At 39.3% G+C, this 21,024-nt stretch carries 12 protein-coding genes and 1 pseudogene; 8 read left to right on the forward strand and 5 right to left on the reverse strand.

What is annotated here, in order from left to right; all coding sequences use genetic code 11:
• Positions 1 to 11: 11 nt before the first annotated feature.
• Positions 12 to 410, reverse strand: a pseudogene (locus tag D0T56_RS16700) (hypothetical protein); the annotation flags it as partial.
• 574 nt (positions 411 to 984) lie between these two features.
• On the opposite strand from D0T56_RS16700, the gene serC reads away from it, so the two are divergent.
• Positions 985 to 2,058: a 3-phosphoserine/phosphohydroxythreonine transaminase gene (gene serC, locus D0T56_RS03430; protein WP_163318732.1), complete on the forward strand. Its 1,074-nt coding sequence runs from the start codon at positions 985 to 987 to the stop codon at positions 2,056 to 2,058.
• A 10-nt stretch (positions 2,059 to 2,068) separates the two neighbouring features.
• Positions 2,069 to 2,989: an NAD(P)-dependent oxidoreductase gene (locus D0T56_RS03435; RefSeq protein ID WP_163318733.1), complete on the forward strand. Its 921-nt coding sequence runs from the start codon at positions 2,069 to 2,071 to the stop codon at positions 2,987 to 2,989.
• Between the two features lie 206 nt (positions 2,990 to 3,195).
• Here the strand turns inward: D0T56_RS03435 and D0T56_RS03440 are convergent, their stop codons facing one another.
• From D0T56_RS03440 to D0T56_RS03450, 3 genes are all read right to left on the reverse strand, one after another.
• Positions 3,196 to 3,981: a DUF5040 domain-containing protein gene (locus D0T56_RS03440; protein ID WP_163318734.1), complete on the reverse strand. Its 786-nt coding sequence runs from the start codon at positions 3,979 to 3,981 to the stop codon at positions 3,196 to 3,198.
• Positions 3,981 to 5,762, reverse strand: coding sequence for a DUF5040 domain-containing protein (locus D0T56_RS03445; protein ID WP_163318735.1), 1,782 nt, complete (start codon positions 5,760 to 5,762; stop codon positions 3,981 to 3,983). Before D0T56_RS03445 ends, D0T56_RS03440 begins: the two co-directional genes overlap by 1 nt.
• A 67-nt stretch (positions 5,763 to 5,829) precedes the next feature.
• Positions 5,830 to 7,245, reverse strand: coding sequence for a DNRLRE domain-containing protein (locus D0T56_RS03450; RefSeq protein ID WP_163318736.1), 1,416 nt, complete (start codon positions 7,243 to 7,245; stop codon positions 5,830 to 5,832).
• Positions 7,246 to 7,500: 255 nt separating this feature from the next.
• Here D0T56_RS03450 and D0T56_RS03455 point away from each other — a divergent pair, with 255 nt between their 5' ends.
• Positions 7,501 to 9,987 carry a glycoside hydrolase family 88 protein gene (locus D0T56_RS03455; protein WP_163318737.1) on the forward strand — a complete coding sequence of 829 codons (2,487 nt, stop codon included), beginning with the start codon at positions 7,501 to 7,503 and terminating at the stop codon, positions 9,985 to 9,987.
• Here D0T56_RS03455 and D0T56_RS03460 read toward each other — a convergent pair.
• Complete coding sequence (locus D0T56_RS03460; RefSeq protein ID WP_185153827.1) at positions 9,984 to 10,994, reverse strand: LacI family DNA-binding transcriptional regulator; 1,011 nt, start codon at positions 10,992 to 10,994, stop codon at positions 9,984 to 9,986. The two genes, D0T56_RS03455 and D0T56_RS03460, sit on opposite strands and share 4 nt — an antisense overlap.
• Positions 10,995 to 11,282: 288 nt before the next feature.
• On the opposite strand from D0T56_RS03460, the gene D0T56_RS03465 reads away from it, so the two are divergent.
• The 5 genes from D0T56_RS03465 to D0T56_RS03485 all read left to right on the forward strand — a co-directional run bounded on the left by D0T56_RS03465 (position 11,283) and on the right by D0T56_RS03485 (position 21,020).
• Positions 11,283 to 12,956 (forward strand): sodium:solute symporter family protein, encoded by a 1,674-nt coding sequence (locus D0T56_RS03465; RefSeq protein WP_163318738.1) that lies wholly within the window; start codon positions 11,283 to 11,285, stop codon positions 12,954 to 12,956.
• A gap of 22 nt (positions 12,957 to 12,978) precedes the next feature.
• Positions 12,979 to 15,264, forward strand: coding sequence for an FAD-dependent oxidoreductase (locus tag D0T56_RS03470; protein WP_163318739.1), 2,286 nt, complete (start codon positions 12,979 to 12,981; stop codon positions 15,262 to 15,264).
• A gap of 83 nt (positions 15,265 to 15,347) precedes the next feature.
• Entirely contained in the window at positions 15,348 to 18,506 is a 3,159-nt protein-coding gene (locus D0T56_RS03475) for a TonB-dependent receptor (protein WP_163318740.1), read from the forward strand.
• A 19-nt stretch (positions 18,507 to 18,525) separates the two neighbouring features.
• Positions 18,526 to 20,130: a RagB/SusD family nutrient uptake outer membrane protein gene (locus tag D0T56_RS03480; protein WP_163318741.1), complete on the forward strand. Its 1,605-nt coding sequence runs from the start codon at positions 18,526 to 18,528 to the stop codon at positions 20,128 to 20,130.
• 23 nt (positions 20,131 to 20,153) lie between these two features.
• A complete protein-coding gene (locus tag D0T56_RS03485) occupies positions 20,154 to 21,020 on the forward strand; it encodes a DUF5017 domain-containing protein (protein WP_163318742.1) in 867 nt (288 codons plus the stop codon).
• Positions 21,021 to 21,024 lie beyond the last annotated feature (4 nt).

Here is a 21,024-nt window from a genome sequence, read left to right on the forward strand (position 1 = left end):
TGGATGATTTTCTACTTATCCACTACTGTTACCATTGAGTCGGTAGTAAATGTCTGAATAGGAGTTCCTTTAGTATAAGTTGCACCTGTGCATAATCCGTGAAAATCGTTTCCTCCCGAAACACTCCCTCCCGTGTATATAGTGTAGCCTGCATTTTCAGCAAAGTCAGGACTGCTAAACAATAATGTCATTTGTTTGTAATTTTGTGGAATCTTGTATGTCAGTACGGGTGCCCCGCTGTTAGATTCTATACAAATAAGCTGGTTGGCTGACCCTGAACCACCATAAACAACAGATCGCTGTGTGCTAACTGATGACGTAGGAATGCTGCTCACGCCTCCGATGCCCAAAACAACACCACCCGTAATCTTAAACGTGTTGCTGCCACAATCGAAACCACCTCTCTCCGATTTGGAGAATTGAAGAAAAACACTACATTTGTACCGTGCAAAATTCTAAATAATTGGTTTTCAATACATTCTATACATTTGTTTTTTGAGCTTTGTACCGTTAAAAATGCTATTTGTCTGATAATATGACAACTACACATCCTGTATCGGAAAGTAACTGATACAAAACAAATACATAGTATTTATAAATAAACCATATTAACTCGCTAATTTATAGCGAGTTTTTTGTTTTTATATTTATTGGTTGTTTTGCGTTATTATATGTTTGTTTGCAAAATATTTGTACCTTTTTGTACCTTTGCTTTGGTAGGTATGTCTATGAAAAAAACGGCAAAACGGCTGAATCTTTGATCTTGTTAAGTACATTATCATCCAAATTGTAACTTTCAATTCGCAAAAATATAGACAATATGTTTGCCGTGCTAGCCGAAATGCTTACCTTTTTAAAGGTATTTATTCGGAATATGAATAAAATGTAATTTGTTTACATTTTGGAGTCATGTTTTCAGATAAAATTATTACTTTTGAAGTCGCCGTTAAAAAAACAATAAATTCAAATAAACCTATTAAAATTATGAAGAAGCGTAACTTCAGTGCAGGACCATCAATCCTACCTCAACAAACAATCGAAGAAACAGCAAAAGCTATTCTTGACTTTAATGGCTCTACTCTGTCTCTTATGGAAGTGAGCCATCGTGGAAAAGACTTCATTGCGGTTATGGACGAAACCGAGGCTTTGTTTAAAGAACTATTAAATATACCCGAAGGATATTCGGTTATTTTCTTAGGGGGCGGTGCCAGTTTGCAATTTTGCATGGTTCCATTCAACCTGTTAGAGAAAAAAGCTGCTTATTTGAACACCGGCACATGGGCTAGCAAAGCAATGAAAGAAGCTAAACTCTTCGGGGAAGTGGTGGAAGTTGCTACTTCAAAACCAGATAATTTTACATATATCCCTAAAGACTACGTTATACCTGCAGATGCAGACTATTTTCACATCACAACAAATAATACAATCTTCGGAACAGAGATATTGACAGACCTTGACTCTCCTGTGCCTTTGGTAGCAGATATGTCGTCCGACATTTTCTCTCGTGTAATAGATGTGTCAAAATATGGTATCATTTATGGTGGTGCGCAGAAAAATCTTGCGCCAGCGGGAGTCACATTCGTTATTATCAGAAATGACCTGTTAGGTAAAGTTTCTCGTCCGATTCCAACGATGTTGGATTATAAGACCCATATCGACAATGGCTCTATGTTCAACACTCCTCCTGTGGTTCCTGTTTATGCAGCTATGCAGACATTAAGATGGATGAAAGCTAATGGCGGAGTTCCTGCTATGGAAAAATTGAATATCAAGAAAGCAGAAATACTTTACGCTGAAATTGACCGCAACCCTGTATTTAAAGGAACTTGCGCAGTTGAAGACCGTTCTCGTATGAATGTTTGCTTCGTTATGAGCGACGAATACAAAGACAAGGAAGCTGATTTCTTGGCATTTGCTAAAGAAAGAAATCTGGACGGGCTTAAAGGACACCGTTCGGTAGGAGGTTTCCGTGCTTCAATCTACAACGCAATGCCAATTGAAGGTGTTCAGGATTTGATTGATGCAATGCAGGCATTTGAAAAAGAAGTAACAAAATAATCAAAATACAATGAAAGTACTTATAGCAACAGATAAGCCATTTGCAGCCGAAGCAGTAAACGGAATCCGTAAGGAAGTTGAAAGCGCAGGTTATGAATTGGTTTTACTAGAGAAATATACAGAAAAAAAACAATTGCTAGATGCTGTGGCAGATGTTGACGCAGCAATAATCCGTAGCGATATTTTCGATAAAGAGGTTTTGAACGCAGGCAAAAACCTGAAAATCGTTGTTCGTGCCGGCGCCGGATATGACAATATCGACCTTGAAGCTGCAACAGCAAACAAAATCTGCGTAATGAATACACCGGGTCAAAATGCAAATGCCGTAGCCGAACTAGCTTTTGGCATGGCTATTTACGCAATCCGTAATTTCTTTAACGGAACGTCGGGCATAGAGCTTGGCGGCAAAAAACTTGGTATTCATGCTTATGGCAACGTGGGACGCAATGTAGCACGTATAGCAAAAGGATTCAACATGGAAGTGTATGCTTTCGATCCATACCTATCGGCAGAAGCTATCGAAAAAGAAGGTGTGAAGGCTGTGAGCAGTGTTGAAGAATTATATTCAACATGTCAGTTTGTATCGCTTCACATTCCTGCAACTGCAGAAACTAAAAACTCGATCAACTACGACTTGTTGAGCAAGATGCCTAAAAAAGCTGTGCTTATCAACACGGCTCGTAAAGAGGTAATTAACGAGGCAGACATGGTGAAATTGATGACAGAACGTACTGACTTTAAATATGTGACAGACATCATGCCCGGAAACAATGCCGAATTAGCTGAAAAATTTGCAGACAGATACTTCTCTACACCTAAAAAAGCAGGAGCGCAAACAGCAGAAGCAAATATAAACGCTGGTATTGCCGCCGCAAAACAAATTGTCGATTTCCTTAAAAACGGCAACGAACGTTTCAGAGTGAATAAATAATTTATTATGATAGAAAAAGAAAGAGCGGTTTTCAGATTGAAAACTGCTCTTTTTCGTTTTAGAAGAGTTCAATTTAGATATTTACGAATAATCAAATAAAAAATATTTAGGACCTCCAAATCAAAAACGTTCTTTTAGATAAAGAATAATAATATCTTTCATTTTGACAGTTTCAAATTAGCCTGAACGACTTCCGAATATAAAAACTAATTTCTGCCTATCGGAAGTATTTTTCGCATCAAATCTGCAAAGATGCATCCCATGCGTTGTTGAATATATTGATTCTGCCCCTTCATCGGATGCCAGCCAAATACTTCCCCATCTATTTTTTGGGTATCTTGTGCATACAGCAAACTAATTTGTTGATTTGTGACAGGATGTCTTTTTTCTTTTGAAAACCCAATAAATTTGTCAAACTCGATTAGAGGAAACCCCCATTTTTCGGCCAACTGCCTGATTGTTTGATTATACACGGTTCTGCCATCGTGCCAATGTGTACAAAAGACGATAACAACAGGTTTTCCGCTTTGTGTGCCAAAGTATTTGGATGTAGAATCGTTTTTCAGTTCGTAACACTCGGTCATATATCTCTTAATTACATAGTCGTATGCCGCCGCATAATTAATACGATCGAAAGGCGTTTCATAATCGTTATAATTAGCCTTCAGTTGAGTTGGATCGTACACGTCCCGCTCGTGTACTTGCATAATAACGAGGGCATCTATCACTTCCAATTCTTCTTTCGAATATAACGTACCCTTTATCATTCTATTGGCAGTGCTGGCAATTGCTTCACCACCAATGGCACGATTGATGGGGTTGGCATTTAATTGTTCGCACCCAAATTCGAACCATCCATTAGAAGAGGTAGCAAAAGATGCACCCGTCAGCAAAATATTAAATCCCTTTTCAGGCAGAGTTTCCTCCTTTTGTGCAAAAAGGGTGAAGCTTACAATTGTTAAGCATACAAATAAAAGTGAATACTTTTTCATTATTTTTTAATTATAGTTCGGTTATATATTTGTTTCCCGGTTATAACTTGGACAACATAAACCCCGGAAGGTAAGGCAGATACATTGACTGACGATTGGCAATTTGTTGCACCATATACCTTTTGCCCTGTCGAGGAGAATATATTTAACTTACAAGATAAGTCATTTGCGTCAATAAAAAGTACATCTTTTACAGGATTCGGATAAATTTTTATTCTTTCTTGCATAACTTCCTCATTTATAGAATTCGACTTATCTGCCACAGTCAATATTTGAGGCTTAAATTTAGAATACTCTGAAGAATAGAAATTTAGCAGATCGATACCTTTAGTCGCTTTTATACATAAGGTTATATGTGTAGCACCTACTGCCTTTTTTTGTTTTACCCAGTTTGTTATGTCCCAGTTTATATAACTGTTCAAGTCTTTAGGGTATATGCGTTCTGATGTAATGGTTTCGAAATCATCGGGACGGGTTGACCAGGTAATATCGGTATAATTATTAGTGTTTCCACAAAGTTCGATATTATGTACATCTTGAAATTCAAGATCTTTTTTTGTGTAATCTATTTTATAAAAATAGGTTCGGAAAATGATTTTTTCGGAAGATTCATCCAAATCTGTAATATTGAAAGACAAGAACGATTCTCTCGAATATCTGTCGGTATAAGTTTTTACCTGCAAACTATTGGACGAAAGGTAAGATGTCGTTGTGCTCCTTTCGTGAATATAGGTATCCATTACAGGGAGCATATTATTATCGGACTGATGTATAATGATTTCGTTACCTGCAATACCTTCAGATGTTTCACTATTGCTTACATGCGTCGGCTTAATCGTTATGTCTCCCGAAAGTGTGGCTGTCGGGATCTTTACAATTAAAGGATTACTTGTTACATCAACGTTATTTACCGAAAAAGAAGTCCCGTTAACTTCATAAGTGAAATTCCATGGCGATTTTCCTTTGAAAAAGAAGGAAGCATATACATCTTCTCCTTTTGTCACTACCTTACTTTTATTCTCGGCTATCACAGAAACAGGAACTTTGCCAAATATTGTTTCTAGTTCAGACACCGCTATTTCTGCCATTTTCAGCTGTATATACTCAGCCTCTCCTCTTCGGGGATGCCAGCCGTATTCAATTCCACCAATTGTTTTTGTATCCATTGCATACTGCACACTGGGGTGAGTCCCATTTGATGTTTCGGCATTCGAGAATCCTATATTTTTATCCCATTCGATAAGTGGCAGGTTCCATTTTGTGGCCAATTCGCGGACAGAACGATTAAACACAAGGCGTCCGTCGTGCCAATCGGTGCACAGAACAATTCTTGCGGGTTTTCCTCCTGCTATGTTGTAATATTTAGAAGACGGATTATGCTCCAAATTCTTACAATCGTCCATATATTTTCTGATTACATAATCGTAAGCAATAGAATAATTTTTGGTTGGCAATTCGTATTTGGTGTAATCGTCTTTCAATACCGACCCGTCATTTACGTTCTCATTATGCGCATGAAAAATTATAAAGGCATCGGTGCGATCCAGTTCATCCAGAGTATATAATCTGCTAGCGGCCATACTGTTTGCCGTACTGCAGATTGAGTCTCCACCTACAGCCTTATTAAGAGGGATGGCATTAAAAGATTTGCACATAACTTCGAACCATCCGTTTTGAGGAATGGCAAAAGATGCACCCGTCAGCATAAAACTTTTATTTTCGGCATACAATACAAAAACCGATAAAATGCCGGACAAAAGAAGAAGTGTGATTTTTTTCATGTTGTTTTCATTGAAAAAAGACGGAGTTTTTTCCGTCTTTCAATTTGAAATCTGATTGTTGTCAAATCTATTTCTTGACAAATTTAACTATGCGATTGTTGATTTTCAACAAATAAGTTCCGTTGCTAAGGCTAGCAACACTTATTTGCCCGTTTTCGGCAGTTACTTGTTTAATCAAATTTCCGGCCATCGAGTATATGCTTATTTGTCCGGTAGCATTAACATTCAAGATATCTGACGTTACGGTTGGATAAACAGGACACTCGTTGTCTTTTTCAGCTGAAACTGAAACCGAAAACGAATCGAAAGTTTGATCTAAAACAGGAGGTGTTGTGTTATATATTGCCAAATTATCAGCATTTTCGCCCATAAGATATACATTTCCGGCCGTGGCAGGAGAGCCTACAGCACTTAGTCTGAATTGTACGGAAGTTGCTCCTGCACGTTTTTTCGCTTTCACAAAATCAGTAACGTCAAACTCCAGATAAGTGTCTTTACTTTCCTCAGACATTGTATAGGTTGTTCCAAACAAGGTTTCTTGTTTATCTGCAATTCCGTCATAAAGTTTCCAAGTTGAGGTTGCTGATATTTGATAGTTTTCGATACCAAACAAAGAGACTACAGACCCAGCGAAGGTATCCTCTGAATTTTTATCTCCGGGAACAAATATTTTCAAAACAATTTTATTGTTAATCGTACTTCTTCCATCAATAGAATTTAGAGGGAATGTGATAAAGCCTAACCTGTTGTATGCACCCGCATGGTTTCGGAGGTAAATATACTGATTGGCATTTAAACTGATTGCAGCATCTCCACTTGCCTGCTGAATGAATCCGTTAACACCTTGGGCTGTGATTGAAGAATCTTTTTCTTCTTCATCTTGAATTAAAACAGGAGGGTAATTATTTGCTGTATTTTCTTTATATCCTCTCACATAAACAACAGTAATGCTGGATGCAGCACCATCGAGAACCATGCGGAAGTTTGCTACGGATTTTCCGGCTGCTTTTTGACTCTTCACAAAGTCGGTAACATCAAATTTCAGATATTTACCTTTTTGGCTGTTGGCTAAAGAAACTTTTCCGATATATGTTTCGTTTTCGGCTGTTGGCTCCGTTTTGTTGTTCCAGTTAAGGTTGTCGGTGACTTCGTATCCTGTAATACCATGTAACAGCAAGTTTGCCTTTAGCGGATCTAGGTCGGGTTGTTGTATAAGGGGCGAGGTCAAGAAGATGTTTAATGTTACGTTTTGGGCATCGGCCTTTATTTCATCCAAAGGGAACGACAAAAATGCCCAACGGGTAGCTGTTCCGCCCTTTCTTAATTGAATCTCTAAGCCGCCACGACTGCCGGCTAATGTTTGTGCCGGACTACCTTCATTTATATATCCATTCACGGTACTAACCCTGATTACATCGTTAGCTGCGCTAACAGAACAAATACTAATTGCCAAAATGGCTGTGAGTAAAAATAATTTTCTCATAAGTTATCAGATTTTATAAAGTATAAATAATAAATAAACTGCCCTATCATTTTGTATAATCTAAGATGTGTTCTACTTAAGATTATGCGTCATTCATGATATGTTTTGATACAAATGTAATTGAATAACTATCTCTTTATTGTTAATTTCCGAGGAAACTCCGTAAGCGTTTACGGTAAAAAAGATCACATAAAAAAGAGATAAATGAATCTTTCTGATAGCTTTGTCTTTTAATCTGAATGAAAATCTAAAATCATGAAAAATCTAAAAATTCTCCTTTTCTTTTTATTATACTTTCCTTCTTCTTTATCGGCTCATCAAGACGAAGTATTGTTACAAAACGAGCAATTGACTTGCCTCTGGAAAAAAGGCACTACCTTTTGGGGATTAGAACAAATAGCTATCAGGCAAGGTGCTGCAAATGTAGCCGGATCAGGAGGTTCGCTTAATCAGCTGGTTATATACTCCGAAACAAAACCCGATATGACTCCGGTAGACACTTTCTCTACTCGTCAAAGCGGTCATTTCCCTGAGAAAGTTTTTCGGTATCCATACGAAGCATGGAAAAGTAACATTTCGGCAGTTTCTCTGAACACCGGCGGCACCAGAGACCTTCTGCGCCCCTCTGTACTGATATCAAATAACCCTCTGAAATTCAAGTCGGAATCGGACTTAGGCGATATAACAACAACGTGGAGGGTTGATGGTAATTCTATTTGCGTGCATCAGGTTTTCAAAGCCAAAAAAAAAGGTTATTATTCTGTCTCTACTCCCGAGCTATGGAAGGTTGCAAAAGATGAAATTCGTTGGGCAACAATACCCGGATATTTGCACGCCAATAAGGTTAGTGACGATTTTGTTGCAGCATACGGATATGGTTATTATATTCCTCGCCGTCCGGTTATCTATCAGGACAGATGTGCAACAACACCTGCCGTTATACTATCAGACCGGGAACTGACAATCGGGATCTCGCCCGAAGCACAATACCCGCGTATACCTCACGATTCAATCAAAAACACACATTCTGATTGGAATGTGGGTCTGTCTGTGATGAATGTTATTGACAATGTGAGTCCTACGCTATATTATCCTGTACTTGGACAAACGAAGTCGCTATTGGATGCAGGCGAAGAAGTGGTTTTCGAATACAGATATATTCTCTCGACCGACAACTGGTATGGAGTATATAAACAAATTGTATACGACATATATGATTTCGAGAAAACAAAAATAATGCACAACCAACAAGCATTGATCGATCGTGTATTGAAAATGTATCGTTATCTCACCGATACGCAAACATCACGTTTCCGGTTGGCCGAATGTGATGAAACCATGATCGGCGCACAAGATTATATGGGAGGAGTGGTAGGCGCAGATAAAGATGCGATGAAAAACTCCGATTATGGTGCAATGTGGATGCTAGGATCATTAACGCAAGATACGGCATTGTTAAGAAATGTATTGCCATATGCCCGAAACTTCAAAATGAAACAACAATATACTGATAATTCCGAATTTAAAGGAGCTATTAAAGGTCAGTACTATTTATGGAAGAGTAAAACTTGGGCCGAGGAATGGGGGCAACATATCGAACCCATAGCTGTAACTTACTATGCAATTATTGATTTAGGGAATATGCTTTTATTCAATCCTCAGGATAAAGAAGCACGTCACAACCTATCGCTGGCGGCCGAATATTTGTTGAAGGTTCAAAATACTGATGGAAGTTGGAATGTAGGTATCGACAAGCATACTAAAGAAATTATTTATCCTGACTTGAAAGACTTACGTCCTACGTTTTACGGGATGATTGCTGCCTACAAGATATTAAAGGATAAGAAATATTTGAATGCCGCAATTGCCGGTGCAGATTGGTTTATTAAAAATGCAGTAGAGAACGGACAATTTCTCGGTGTTTGTGGCGACACCCGTTTTTCTCCCGATTTTGCGACATCGCAAAGCGTACAGGCTTTATTGGAAATGTACGAACAAACAAAAAATGAGAAATACAAAGAGGCAGCCGTAAAAACAGCAAAATTTTATACGACCTACATATACACCTATCCGAATGGGCAGACAGAGATGCAGAAACAACGGAAACAGGAGTTGCCCGGATGGGGCTTTACGCAATCGGGTCTTTGCTTCGAACATGCAGGCACAATTGGCTCGTCCAATACAAGAGGCCCTATTTTGTTGGCTAGTCATGCCGGAATGTTTTTACGTATTTATGATATAACAAAAGACACCTTGTTTTTAGATATGGCAAGGGCGGCTGCAAACGGAAGGGATGGTTTTGTTGATAAAAAAACGAGTGTTGCTTCTTATTATTGGAGCAGCTTTGATAATGGAGCCGGAGCTTTTCCTCATCATGCCTGGTGGCAAATCGGATGGATTATGGATTACCTTGTTGCGGAAGCCGAATTGAGGAGCAATGGTAATGTTTCGTTCCCCCGCGGATTTGTAGCACCCAAGGTAGGGCCACATCAAACAATGGGATTTTCTTCCGGTAAAATTAATGGCGAAAAAGTTAATTTATTGTTGTCAGATTCTTTAATAAGTTGCGATAATCCGCTATGCGAATACCTGACAGCGGTTTCGAAGAAGCATCTGTATGTTATTGTAATGAACAGTAGCAATAAAAATATAAAAGGAACTTTGACCGTTAAGGATAACGGGGCACACAGTGTCGATTTGCCGTCTTACGGAATAAAGATATTGAAGCTGTCTAAAAGTTAGTGTTTCTTTCGTAGAGACGAACTACGAATATTCAGTTGCCCTTCCAGTATTTGTGTTCGGGGTGGAGAATTCGGCTCTTGTATTTTTTCCAAAAGCATTTGAGCTGCCACCTCACCTATTTTGGATGTTGGTTGGGCAACACTCGTCAAACCTAATATTTTTCCGATAGGAGACTCGGAAAATCCAACAACGGCAATTTCTTCCGGAACTTTTATGTTTTGTGCTTTTAGTTCCAACAAAACGCCCACGGCAACGGGGTCATTTACCGCAAAAATTGCATCCGGCTTTTGTTTTAGGTTCAAGAGGTAGTTAAGTCCTATTTTCCCCTTATCCTGTTGCACTCCAACGTGCATAATCAAACATTCGTCGATAGGTATATCGTATGCTTTCAGTGCATCCAGATATCCTTGCAGCCTTTCTTGCGTAATTGATAAATGTTCATTTCCTGCAAGATGAGCTATACGTCGGTAGCCACACTTTATCAGATGCTCTACGGCCTTAAAAGCCCATTTTCGGTCGTCAATAATAACTTTACTGACATTCAGGCGGTTAATCACACGATTGATAAATACTATGGGCATACTTTCCGAAGCTAATCGTTCATATAACTCGTAGTTTCGAGATTCTTTAGCTACAGAAATTATCAGTCCTTCCACCATTTGGTTTTCCAGCATTTCTACATTTTTACGTTCGAGTGTAGACGACTCGTTCGACTGACAGATCAATACCTGATAACCTAACGGATTAAGAACCTCTTGTATGCCAATAATAATTTCGGGAAAGAAGAACGTAATGAATTCGGGAACAACAACACCAATCATATTATTCTTATTCTTCAACAAGTTACGGGCATGTATATTGGGCTTGTAATGGAGCTTCTTTGCCATATCCAGAACCTTTTCCCTCATTTGCTCGCTAACGTCGTGTTTGTTGGTGAGCGCTCTGGATACCGTTGCGACAGAAACCCCCAGAGCCAGAGCAATATCTTTAATTGTTGCTGTTTTCATGATACTTATAAAACTTAATCTCGTTCCTACAATTTTAGTCAATAAACATTGATAATGCAATTAATAATAAGTTAAAAAAATATCGGTGGTTTATATATAGACCAAATGTTAAACAAAGAAAGGCTCTATTATGCAGCAAGTGATACGCCCTCCCACTACATTTACGAGAACGTTTCCAGTGATTTTAGTTAATAATGTTGCTTTTAGTTTGCCCTACTTCTACTTTTGTTTTAATAAATACTGTTAAAACACGGAAAACATATACCATTAAAAAAACAATAACGCAAAATGACAATTCTTGATCTTCTCACTATTATCCTCTTCAGTCTGGGTGTTGTACTTGTTGGATTAGCCTTTACCAGAAGAGGGAAAAACATGAAATCTTTTTTTGCAGGAGGTGGAGCAATGCCTTGGCAAATGAGCGGTTTATCTCTTTTCATGGGATTTTTTTCGGCAGGAACTTTTGTCGTTTGGGGTTCGGTTGCCTATTCGCAGGGCTGGGTTGCCATCAGCATACAATGGACAATGGCTATTGCAGGCTTTATTGTGGGCACATTTATTGCACCTCGTTGGCATAAAACAGGGGCACTAACAGCAGCCGAATACATAACCAACAGGTTGGGCGTACCAACCCAGAAAGTATATACATATCTGTTCCTGTTTCTTTCCATATTCCTTACCGCCTCTTTTCTATATCCGGTGGCTAAAATATTGCAGGTGTCTACCGACCTACCCTTAAATGCGTGCATTTTGCTGTTGGGTGGCTTGTGTGTTTTATATGTGTCTGCAGGAGGTTTGTGGGCCGTTGTTTCGACCGATGTGTTGCAATTTGTGATACTTACGGCGGCGGTTATCATTGTCATCCCACTTTCGTTTCAACAAATAGATGGAGTTACAACCCTTATGAAATCGGCTCCTGATACGTTCTTCAATTTTCTGAACGGAGAATACACTCTTGGTTTCATTGTTGCGTTCGGCATCTATAACTGCATATTCCTGGGTGGCAACTGGGCGTATGTTCAACGCTATACTTGTGTTAAAACACAGAAAGATTCGAAAAAAGTAGGATGGCTTTTCGGATGCTTATACATCATTAGTCCAATTTTATGGATGCTCCCACCTATGATTTACAGAATATGCGATTCTTCTCTGTCGCCACTTGACGCCGAAGGTGCTTATTTGTTGATGTGCAAAGAGGTGTTGCCGAACGGTTTATTGGGATTGATGATAGGAGGGATGATATTTGCAACAACAAGTGCGCTTAACTCGAAGCTGAATATTGCATCGGGAGTTCTGACAAACGATGTTTTCAAGCGATTACGGCCAAACAGTTCCGACAAAAAACTAATGAGTGTGGCACGATTGTCTACCATTCTATTCGGAACGATAACTATCATTGTTGCAATGCTAATTCCGTATATGGGAGGAGTTGTAAATGTTGTTATCAGTTTAGCTGCTTTGACCGGTGTGCCTATGTATTTGCCTGTTATATGGACTTTGTTTTCGAAAAGACAAACTTCGTTCTCCAACTTATCAACAACTATTTTCTGTCTTTCCTTGAATGGTTTCTTCAAATTCATTGCTCCGCTTTTCGGACTGTCAATGAACCGAACAGAAGAAATGGTTTTGGGAGTCAGCGTCCCGATTTTATGTATGCTTGGTTTTGAAATATATTACAAATATAAAAACTCTGTATCCGACATGTACGAATCTTATTTGGTATGGGAAAATCAAAACAATAAAAGACAAGAAAGTACATCTAAAGAACAAATACAAGCCGAAAAAGGAGAAAACAAGTTTAGCATGAAGGTTATAGGTTACGGAATTTTCTTTACAGGTATTGCAATTGCTTTATTGGGAGGCATCGCCGATACCGGAAAAACATTAGTAATCACGACCGGAGTTGTGTTTGCCCTGTTTGGCTTATTCCTTGTTAAACGAGGTAAGAAAAAAGTAAATTAATTTATAAGAATAAAAAATATTCATGGTAATAGAATCTTTTAGAAAAGAAAAACGTTCGGTAACCACAACTATAGTGAACACGGATTTTGTTGTAGCAGGCGGTGGCATAACAGGTGTATGCGCAGCAATCGCAGCTGCAAGAGGAGGTTTGAAAGTAGCTTTGGTGCAAAACCGACCTGTATTGGGCGGAAATGCTTCGAGCGAGGTACGTGTATGGATGTTAGGGGCAACTTCTCATATGGGAAATAACAATCGGTGGGCACGCGAAGGCGGAATTATCGACGAAATAGTTGTTGAAAATACTTATAAGAACAAAGAAGGAAACCCGATTATATTCGATACTATTTTGCTGGATAAAGTATTGGCTGAAAAGAATATTTCTTTGTTCCTGAATACTGAAATCTTCGATTTGCAAAAAAGAGACGAGAAAAATGTTTCTTTCATCAGAGCTTATAATTCGTTAAACGAAACAGAATATACGTTCGAAGCCAATTATTTCTGCGATGCCACAGGCGATGGACTTTTAGCGTATCTGGCCGGAGCCACTTACAGGGTTGGAGCTGAAGACAGAGACGAGTTTAATGAAAAGTTTGCTCCCAATAAAGAAACTTATGGCGAAATGCTTGGGCACTCAATCCTATTCTATTACAAAGAAGCCAAAGAGCCCGTAAAATATGTTGCACCCGACTTTGTATTATCTCAGGAAGAAATAGAAAAAAATATTAACCGCATAAAGAACCCGAACTATTTTAACTCGAAACAATTCGGGTGTAAATATTGGTGGATCGAGTATGGTGGACGCCTGGATACAATAGCTGATACAGAAGAGATCAAATACGAGCTTTTGAAGGTTGTATATGGCATTTGGAACTATATAAAAAACTCAGGTAAATATCCTGAAGCAGAAAACATGACTCTGGAATGGGTTGGTAATATCCCCGGCAAGCGGGAAAGCCGTCGATTTGTAGGGCAATATATGATACGCCAGCACGATTTGATAGAACAACAAGCACATCCGGATGTTGTTGCATTTGGAGGTTGGTCTTTAGACCTGCATCCATCCGACGGAGTATTCAGTTCTATGAAAGATGCTTGTAGCCAGTGGCATTCCAAAGGAGTGTATCAAATTCCGTATCGTTGCTATATCACACCCGACTTAGACAATGTATTCATAGGAGGGCGCATTCTTAGTTCTACTCATGTGGCTCTCGCCTCTACCCGTGTAATGATGACGGCTGCAGTGGGAGGACAGGCCATAGGAACGGCTGCCGCAATTTGCAGCGCAAACAATTGTACAACAGCGCAGTTACTGGATGCGGATAAAATGAAAGATTTGCAGGTTCAACTGATTAAGGATGGTGCATATTTGCCACAATCGGAAGTGCAATACGAAGATATTCTTCTGAATGAAGCAGAAGTGCAAGTGTCTTCGGAACTACAACTTAGCGAGATTCCTTTTGATGGGAAATGGAAAAGCTTAAGCCAGTCTGCCGCGCAAATGCTTCCGATAGAAGCTGGCAAAATGCCCCGGATAACAGTTAAGATAAAAGCAAAAAAAGCAACGACACAACTGGTAGAATTACGTATCAGTTCAAAGTATTTCAATCATACACCCGATGTAACACTAGAAACACTATCTTTTAACCTAGAAGAAGGGGAAAATGATGTAGCTTTACCATTCGGGGTCAATATACCAAATACATGTTATGTATTTGTATGCTTTATGAAAAACCAAGACACAGAAATTCTTTCTTCCCAGAAACTTGTATCGGGATTGGTGTCGGTATTTAATAAAATCAGTCCGGAAGTGTCTAATTGGGGAAAACAAGAGTCGGCGGAAGATATAGGGGTTGAATCTTTCGAATTCTGGTGTCCCGAACGCAGACCCGAAGGACAGAACATTGCCATGAAAATAAGCCCGGCATTGAACTGTTTCGCTAAAGAAAATTTGTTGAGATCGCCTTACCGTCCGGTAGAAAAACCGAATGCCTGGGTAGCAGACCTGAACGATAAAAAACCGACGATAACCCTGACTTGGAAAGAACCTAAAAAAATAAAAGGGATTACTCTTTTCACCGACACGGATTACGACCATGCTATGGAATCGGTACAATGGGGACACTATGACAGAAAAATGCCATTTTGCGTAGATGAAATAATTGTCGGGAATAAAGAAATCAGTAATTATCAGACTAAAGTTAATATAAAATTCGATTCGGAACTGGAGACAAACAAACTGACAATAGAGCTGAAAAACTCGAGCGCAAATGTGCCCGTAGCCTTATTTGGAATCCATATTGACAGTTAAACTTACAACAGTATCGGCATTAGTATAGAATTTTATCTAAATGTTATCCTTATCAATCACGTTATATATTTAAATATCACACAATGAAAAACGCATTAATCTTAAGAAAAAAACGGCACATCGGTTTTTTGTGTCTTATTGGTTTGCTTTTTTTCTCTTTTTCTCTCCATTCGGCAGAGAAAGCAGACAAACCCTACACCCTGACGGGAACAGTATATGATTCTGAAAGCGGTGAAACTATTATCGGAGCATCGGTCTCCATTGTTGGCGAAAAACTAGGAACAGTTAGTGACATCAATGGAAATTTTACGTTAAACGCAAGTGAAGAAACATCGCAGTTGGAAATATCTTTTCTTGGCTACAAAAAACAGACAATTAAAGCTGTTGCAGGAAAAACTGTGACTGTACGTTTAGCTCCGGACAATCAACTACTGAACGAAGTTGTGGTAATCGGCTACGGAACCACTACCCGAAAAGATTTGACAGGAGCTATCGGAAAGGCCGATGTCAAAGAAATGCAGAAAGCTCCGGTTTCGAATTTCGAAGAAGCATTTGCCGGACGTGTTGCCGGAGTTATGGTAACGTCCAGCGACGGGCAGCCGGGTAGCGATTTGAATATTGTGATTCGGGGAAATAATTCTGTTACACAAAACAATTCTCCGTTATATGTTATTGACGGATTCCCAATGGAAACGGCAGTAGGTAATGTCCTGAACTCGGAAGAAATTGAATCGATAGATGTTCTTAAAGATGCGTCGGCTACTGCTATCTACGGAGCCAGAGGTGCTAATGGTGTTATACTAATAACTACGAAAAAAGGAAAAATCGGTGCTCCTGTTATTACATACAACGCTTGGGCAGGAGTCCATCAAATTATAAAGGAGCAGGATGTGATGAGCCCTTACGAATTTGTTCGTTATCAGCTAGAGTTGAATCCGAATGTGTATAGTCCCATATATCTATCTGACGGCAAAACGTTGGAAGATTACAGAAACGAGAAAGGTGTAAACTGGCAAGATCAGGTTTACCGGGACGCATTTGTTCAGAATCATAATATTTCTGTCAGGGGTGGTAGTGAAGGTACCAGATATTCTATATCGGGATTGCTTACCGATCAAGACGGAGTTATTGTGAACAGTGGCTATAAAAAATATCAAGGGCGTTTGGTGCTGACTCAACGAATCAGTAAAAAAGTAAGTGCCGGTTTAAACCTGAACTATACTTACACGAAAAAATACGGAACAGTGGTTGCCGAATCGCAGACCAGTCCAACGGCAAGTTTGATGTACAGCATTTGGGGTTATCGCCCGGTTTCAGGACGAGAAAGCGATGATCTGCTGAATGAATTGTTCGATCCGGATGTTAATTCCGCAACAGATTTTCGTGTAAATCCTTTAATGGGTGCGAAAAATGAGTTCAACCCTCTGCATACAACATTCTTTATGGCTAATGCCTACATCGAATACAATATTTTAAGCAACCTCAAACTTCGGGTTAGCGGAGGATATAACCGTATTGACCAAAGGCGTGAAATATTTAACAATTCGAGTTCACGATTGGGACACCCCAATACGAACGATAAAGTAAATGGTTCCATTATCAATATGGACAGGATCAACTATCTGAATGAAAACACGCTTACTTACGACAAAAAATTCAAAAGTGGTCACAGCCTGAAACTATTAGGCGGGCTCACGATACAAGATTCTTATTATTTCAGTAGCGGATTTTACTCAAAACAAGTGCCTAATGAGTCTCTTGGTGTTTCAGGTCTATCTCAAGGAATAATTTCTCCTGCACCTGTAAATAACTCTTCTTTCGGATTGCTTTCGTATTTGGGACGTGTTGACTATAATTATAAATCGAAATATTTGCTCACTGCATCTTTTCGTGCAGACGGATCTTCCAAATTCCCTAAAAAGAACAGATGGGCATATTTTCCGTCGGGTTCTGTGGCATGGCGATTTGCAGAAGAAAATTTCATGAAGAACATTCGTTTCGTAAATGATGCGAAGCTAAGAGCCGGAATCGGAGCAACAGGAAATAACAGAGTTGGAGACTACTCGGCTTACACATCACTCGATATCAATAAAGGATCGGGGTATAGTTCCGGAAATGTTCCGGAAAAAGGCGTTATCCCTCTTAGCTTAGGCAATCCGAACCTTAAGTGGGAAACAACAGTACAAAGCAATATCGGTTTGGACTTGTCGTTCCTTGACGACAGAATTACATTCACTACCGACTACTACTATAAAAAAACAAAAGACTTACTGTTGAAGGCAACCTTAGCTCCCAGCATGGGTTATCTAAGTGCTTACAGAAACGTGGGAAAAGTATCGAACTCCGGTCTGGAATTTACAATTAATACGGAAAACATCAAGACAAAAGATTTTACATGGACTTCCAATTTCAATATCTCATTCAATAAAAATAAGGTACTGGCTTTGAACGACGATGAGCCTAGTCTTGCTACTGCAGTTTACTGGGGCAATTTCAACAATGCACACCCTTATATAGCAATACCCGGACAGCCGATAGCCATGTATTACGGTTACTTGTTCGATGGAGTTTATCAGTACGAAGATTTTGATAAATCGGGCAGCACTTACACTTTAAAACCCGGAATACCAAATAACGGAACCCCACGAGAAACGGTACAACCCGGAGATATTAAGTTTAGAGATATAAACGGAGATGGAGTGGTAGATAATAACGATTTAACGGTTATTGGAAATCCGAACCCGAAACATATAGGTGGTTTCACAAATAACTTCCGTTACAAGGATTTCGACTTAAGTATTTTCCTTCAATGGAACTACGGAGGCGATGTGCTGAATGCCAATCGCATCGAATTTGAAGGAGGAGACCCCACAACCCGGTCGTTCTTAAATATGTTTGCATCTTATGCAAATCGGTGGACACCCGAAAACCAAACTAATTCGTTGTACAGAATAGGCGGACAGGGACCTACTGCATATTCATCAAGAACGATTGAAGACGGATCTTTTTTAAGATTGAAAACTCTTTCGGTAGGATATTCTATCCCTAAGCATTTGTTGAAAAAAATAGACATTAAATCGCTCAGGGTATATGCTTCTGCACAAAACCTAATAACCTGGACCAATTATTCAGGGCTCGATCCTGAGGTATCAACTCGTCCGAGCGCACTAACGCCCTCTTTCGACTGGTCGGCCTATCCTCGACCAAGAGTTTTTTCTTTAGGTTTAGAAGTAACATTTTAATTATTAAAAATCAGTACATATGAAACATTATATTTTTATATTGATACTAACCCTATTCATGGGTAGTTCATGTGATATATTAGATAAGGAGCCTGATTTTACAGTGCCCGAAAATTATTATAAAACGGAAGACGAGTTGCAAAAAGCATTGAATGGGATCTACAACCGATTGATCGACACCAATGGCAGAATGTACAGTAAGGCTCTATACAGCTATTTTACAATTAGCGACGAATCGTTTTACAAAAACATAAGCACTGCATCTAAAAACATAAAAGTACATTCTATGGACGCCGCCAATATTGACATAGGCCGATTCTGGGAAGTGTTGTACGAAGCCGTCAACCGAGCCAATATGTTGCTAGACAACACGAAAGAGATGGAGTTGGATACTCGGAACAAAAAAGCAATAAAAGGAGAAACTTTGTTTTTGAGGGCATATTATTATTTCCTTTTGACCGACTTTTTTGAACGTGTCCCTCTAAAATTGGAATCTACAAAAACGGCGAACGATAAATATCTGGCACAAGCATCGTTACAGGATATTTACGACAGAATTGTGGCTGATATGAAAGAAGCCTCAACCCTTGTTTATGATATTGACCAATTACCGTCTAACGAACGAGTGTCAAAAACAGCTGTTCAGGCTATTCTGGCACGCGTATATCTGAAAATGGCAGGAATGCCTTTAACCTCCGATCCGTCATCTGCTCAAGCTCAGGAATATTATGCCCAAGCATTGGTATATGCCGACAGTGTGATAGTGTCTTCGAAACATTCTTTAAACGAAGACTACAAGCAAATATTCATAAACCACTCTCAGGATGTGAATGAAAGCAGAGAATGTCTTTGGGAAGTAGGAATGTTCGGAAATAAACTTGGAGATGTTGATTTGGCAGGCAGTGTAGGCATCGAAAACGGAATCTATTGTATGAGCGAAGAGATTGGCTATTCGGGAGGGCCGATACAGATTACAAAAAAACTGTACGATTTGTATGGCGAAAAAGATAGTTTACGAAGAGATTGGTGTATTGCTCCTTACAGATATGTACAAAATGCTACGACAAAAGTATTCGAGAAACGCTTTTTCACGAGTGCACAAATTTATGACCGAACACCCGGAAAGTGGCGCAGAGAATACGAAAAGGGCGTAAAAGCCAGAAGCTTTAATTCAACCAATTTCCCGGTTATCAGATACAGTGACGTATTATTAATGAAGGCAGAAGCCGAAAATGCAATAAATGGCCCAACGGCGGAGGCTTACGATGCTATAAATCAGGTAAGAAGAAGAGCCTTTAATAAACCGACCTATACTCCTGACACCGATTGTGACATCACGACAGGCTTAGATAAGGCTCAGTTTTTGGCCGAGATACAAGACGAAAGAGCTCGTGAATTCTGCTTCGAAGGAATTCGCAAACACGATTTAATTCGTTGGGGAATATATATCCAGACTATGAAAAATTTGGCTGCAGACATTCAGAAAAATGCACCATCTTCTCCCGTTAGTTACAAATATGCGGCAAGTGCCGGACTGAACACTACGGACAGGAATGTGGTTTTCCCGATTCCGAACACCGAATTTGTTGTTAATAAGCTGATTGTACAGAACAAAGGTTGGTAATTAATGAATAAAACATTGAAAACATGAAAAAAATAATATTTTATTGCAGTTTGCTGGCAGTTTTATTAGTCTCTTGCAAAGATGACATTCCAAGTGCAAAATTGAATGTTTGGATTGCTGATACCGAATATCATGTAGGAGATACCGTAACTTTCCGTTTTAGCGGAAACCCCGATAATATTGTTTTCTATTCGGGCGAAACAGGTCATAACTACGAACTGAAAGACAGGCTGTATGCAGATAATGATCTTTTGGTTGATTTTAAATCATATGTTTCGTTGGGTGTTATCGATCAGAACCTGCAATGTTATGTGTCCAACGATTTTAATGGTGTATATGATGAAACAAATGTGGAAAAAGCAACATGGACAGATATCTCTCACTTGTTTACTTTTTCGACCGGCGCCGATCAGGTTCCATCGGGTGTGGTTAATCTGAAATCTTATGTAAGTGAAGTCGATACCGCACAAGTATATTTTGCCTTCCGATATACAGATACAGGCCAGAAAAACAGATGGGTTATACGAACTATAAATGTAGATAAAGTTTCTCCTGAAGGCGTAAAAACTACTTTGGCAACTATGTCAACGATGGGATGGAAAGCTGTAGATTTTTCGACTGCCGACAAATGGACAATTACAAGTGCCCAGCTCCTAATTCAAGGTAAAGAACCAAATAATGACGACTGGGTAATATCGAAACCATTCAGAGTAAAAACATCTATTGCGGACGAAGGCGTCGCCTTAAAGAATATCAGTACCAAAATGAATGAATATAAATACGTATACCAAGAGGCAGGAACCTTCAAGGCCGTATTTGCTACATCTTCGGTTTGGTATAGTGGAAGCGAATATTCTGAGACAGAGGTCACCGTAAATGTAAAACCATAATTCT

Source organism: Dysgonomonas sp. 520 (assembly GCF_010501095.1).
In the GTDB taxonomy this organism is placed as follows: domain Bacteria; phylum Bacteroidota; class Bacteroidia; order Bacteroidales; family Dysgonomonadaceae; genus QVMP01.

Excerpts from the sequence above, each read along its gene's own strand:
- serC (WP_163318732.1), top strand. The coding sequence starts at position 985 with ATGAAGAAGCGTAACTTCAGTGCAGGACCATCAATCCTACCTCAACAA.
- D0T56_RS03435 (WP_163318733.1), top strand. The coding sequence starts at position 2,069 with ATGAAAGTACTTATAGCAACAGATAAGCCATTTGCAGCCGAAGCAGTA.
- D0T56_RS03440 (WP_163318734.1), bottom strand. The coding sequence starts at position 3,981 with ATGAAAAAGTATTCACTTTTATTTGTATGCTTAACAATTGTAAGCTTC.
- D0T56_RS03445 (WP_163318735.1), bottom strand. The coding sequence starts at position 5,762 with ATGAAAAAAATCACACTTCTTCTTTTGTCCGGCATTTTATCGGTTTTT.
- D0T56_RS03450 (WP_163318736.1), bottom strand. The coding sequence starts at position 7,245 with ATGAGAAAATTATTTTTACTCACAGCCATTTTGGCAATTAGTATTTGT.
- D0T56_RS03455 (WP_163318737.1), top strand. The coding sequence starts at position 7,501 with ATGAAAAATCTAAAAATTCTCCTTTTCTTTTTATTATACTTTCCTTCT.
- D0T56_RS03460 (WP_185153827.1), bottom strand. The coding sequence starts at position 10,994 with ATGAAAACAGCAACAATTAAAGATATTGCTCTGGCTCTGGGGGTTTCT.
- D0T56_RS03465 (WP_163318738.1), top strand. The coding sequence starts at position 11,283 with ATGACAATTCTTGATCTTCTCACTATTATCCTCTTCAGTCTGGGTGTT.
- D0T56_RS03470 (WP_163318739.1), top strand. The coding sequence starts at position 12,979 with ATGGTAATAGAATCTTTTAGAAAAGAAAAACGTTCGGTAACCACAACT.
- D0T56_RS03475 (WP_163318740.1), top strand. The coding sequence starts at position 15,348 with ATGAAAAACGCATTAATCTTAAGAAAAAAACGGCACATCGGTTTTTTG.
- D0T56_RS03480 (WP_163318741.1), top strand. The coding sequence starts at position 18,526 with ATGAAACATTATATTTTTATATTGATACTAACCCTATTCATGGGTAGT.
- D0T56_RS03485 (WP_163318742.1), top strand. The coding sequence starts at position 20,154 with ATGAAAAAAATAATATTTTATTGCAGTTTGCTGGCAGTTTTATTAGTC.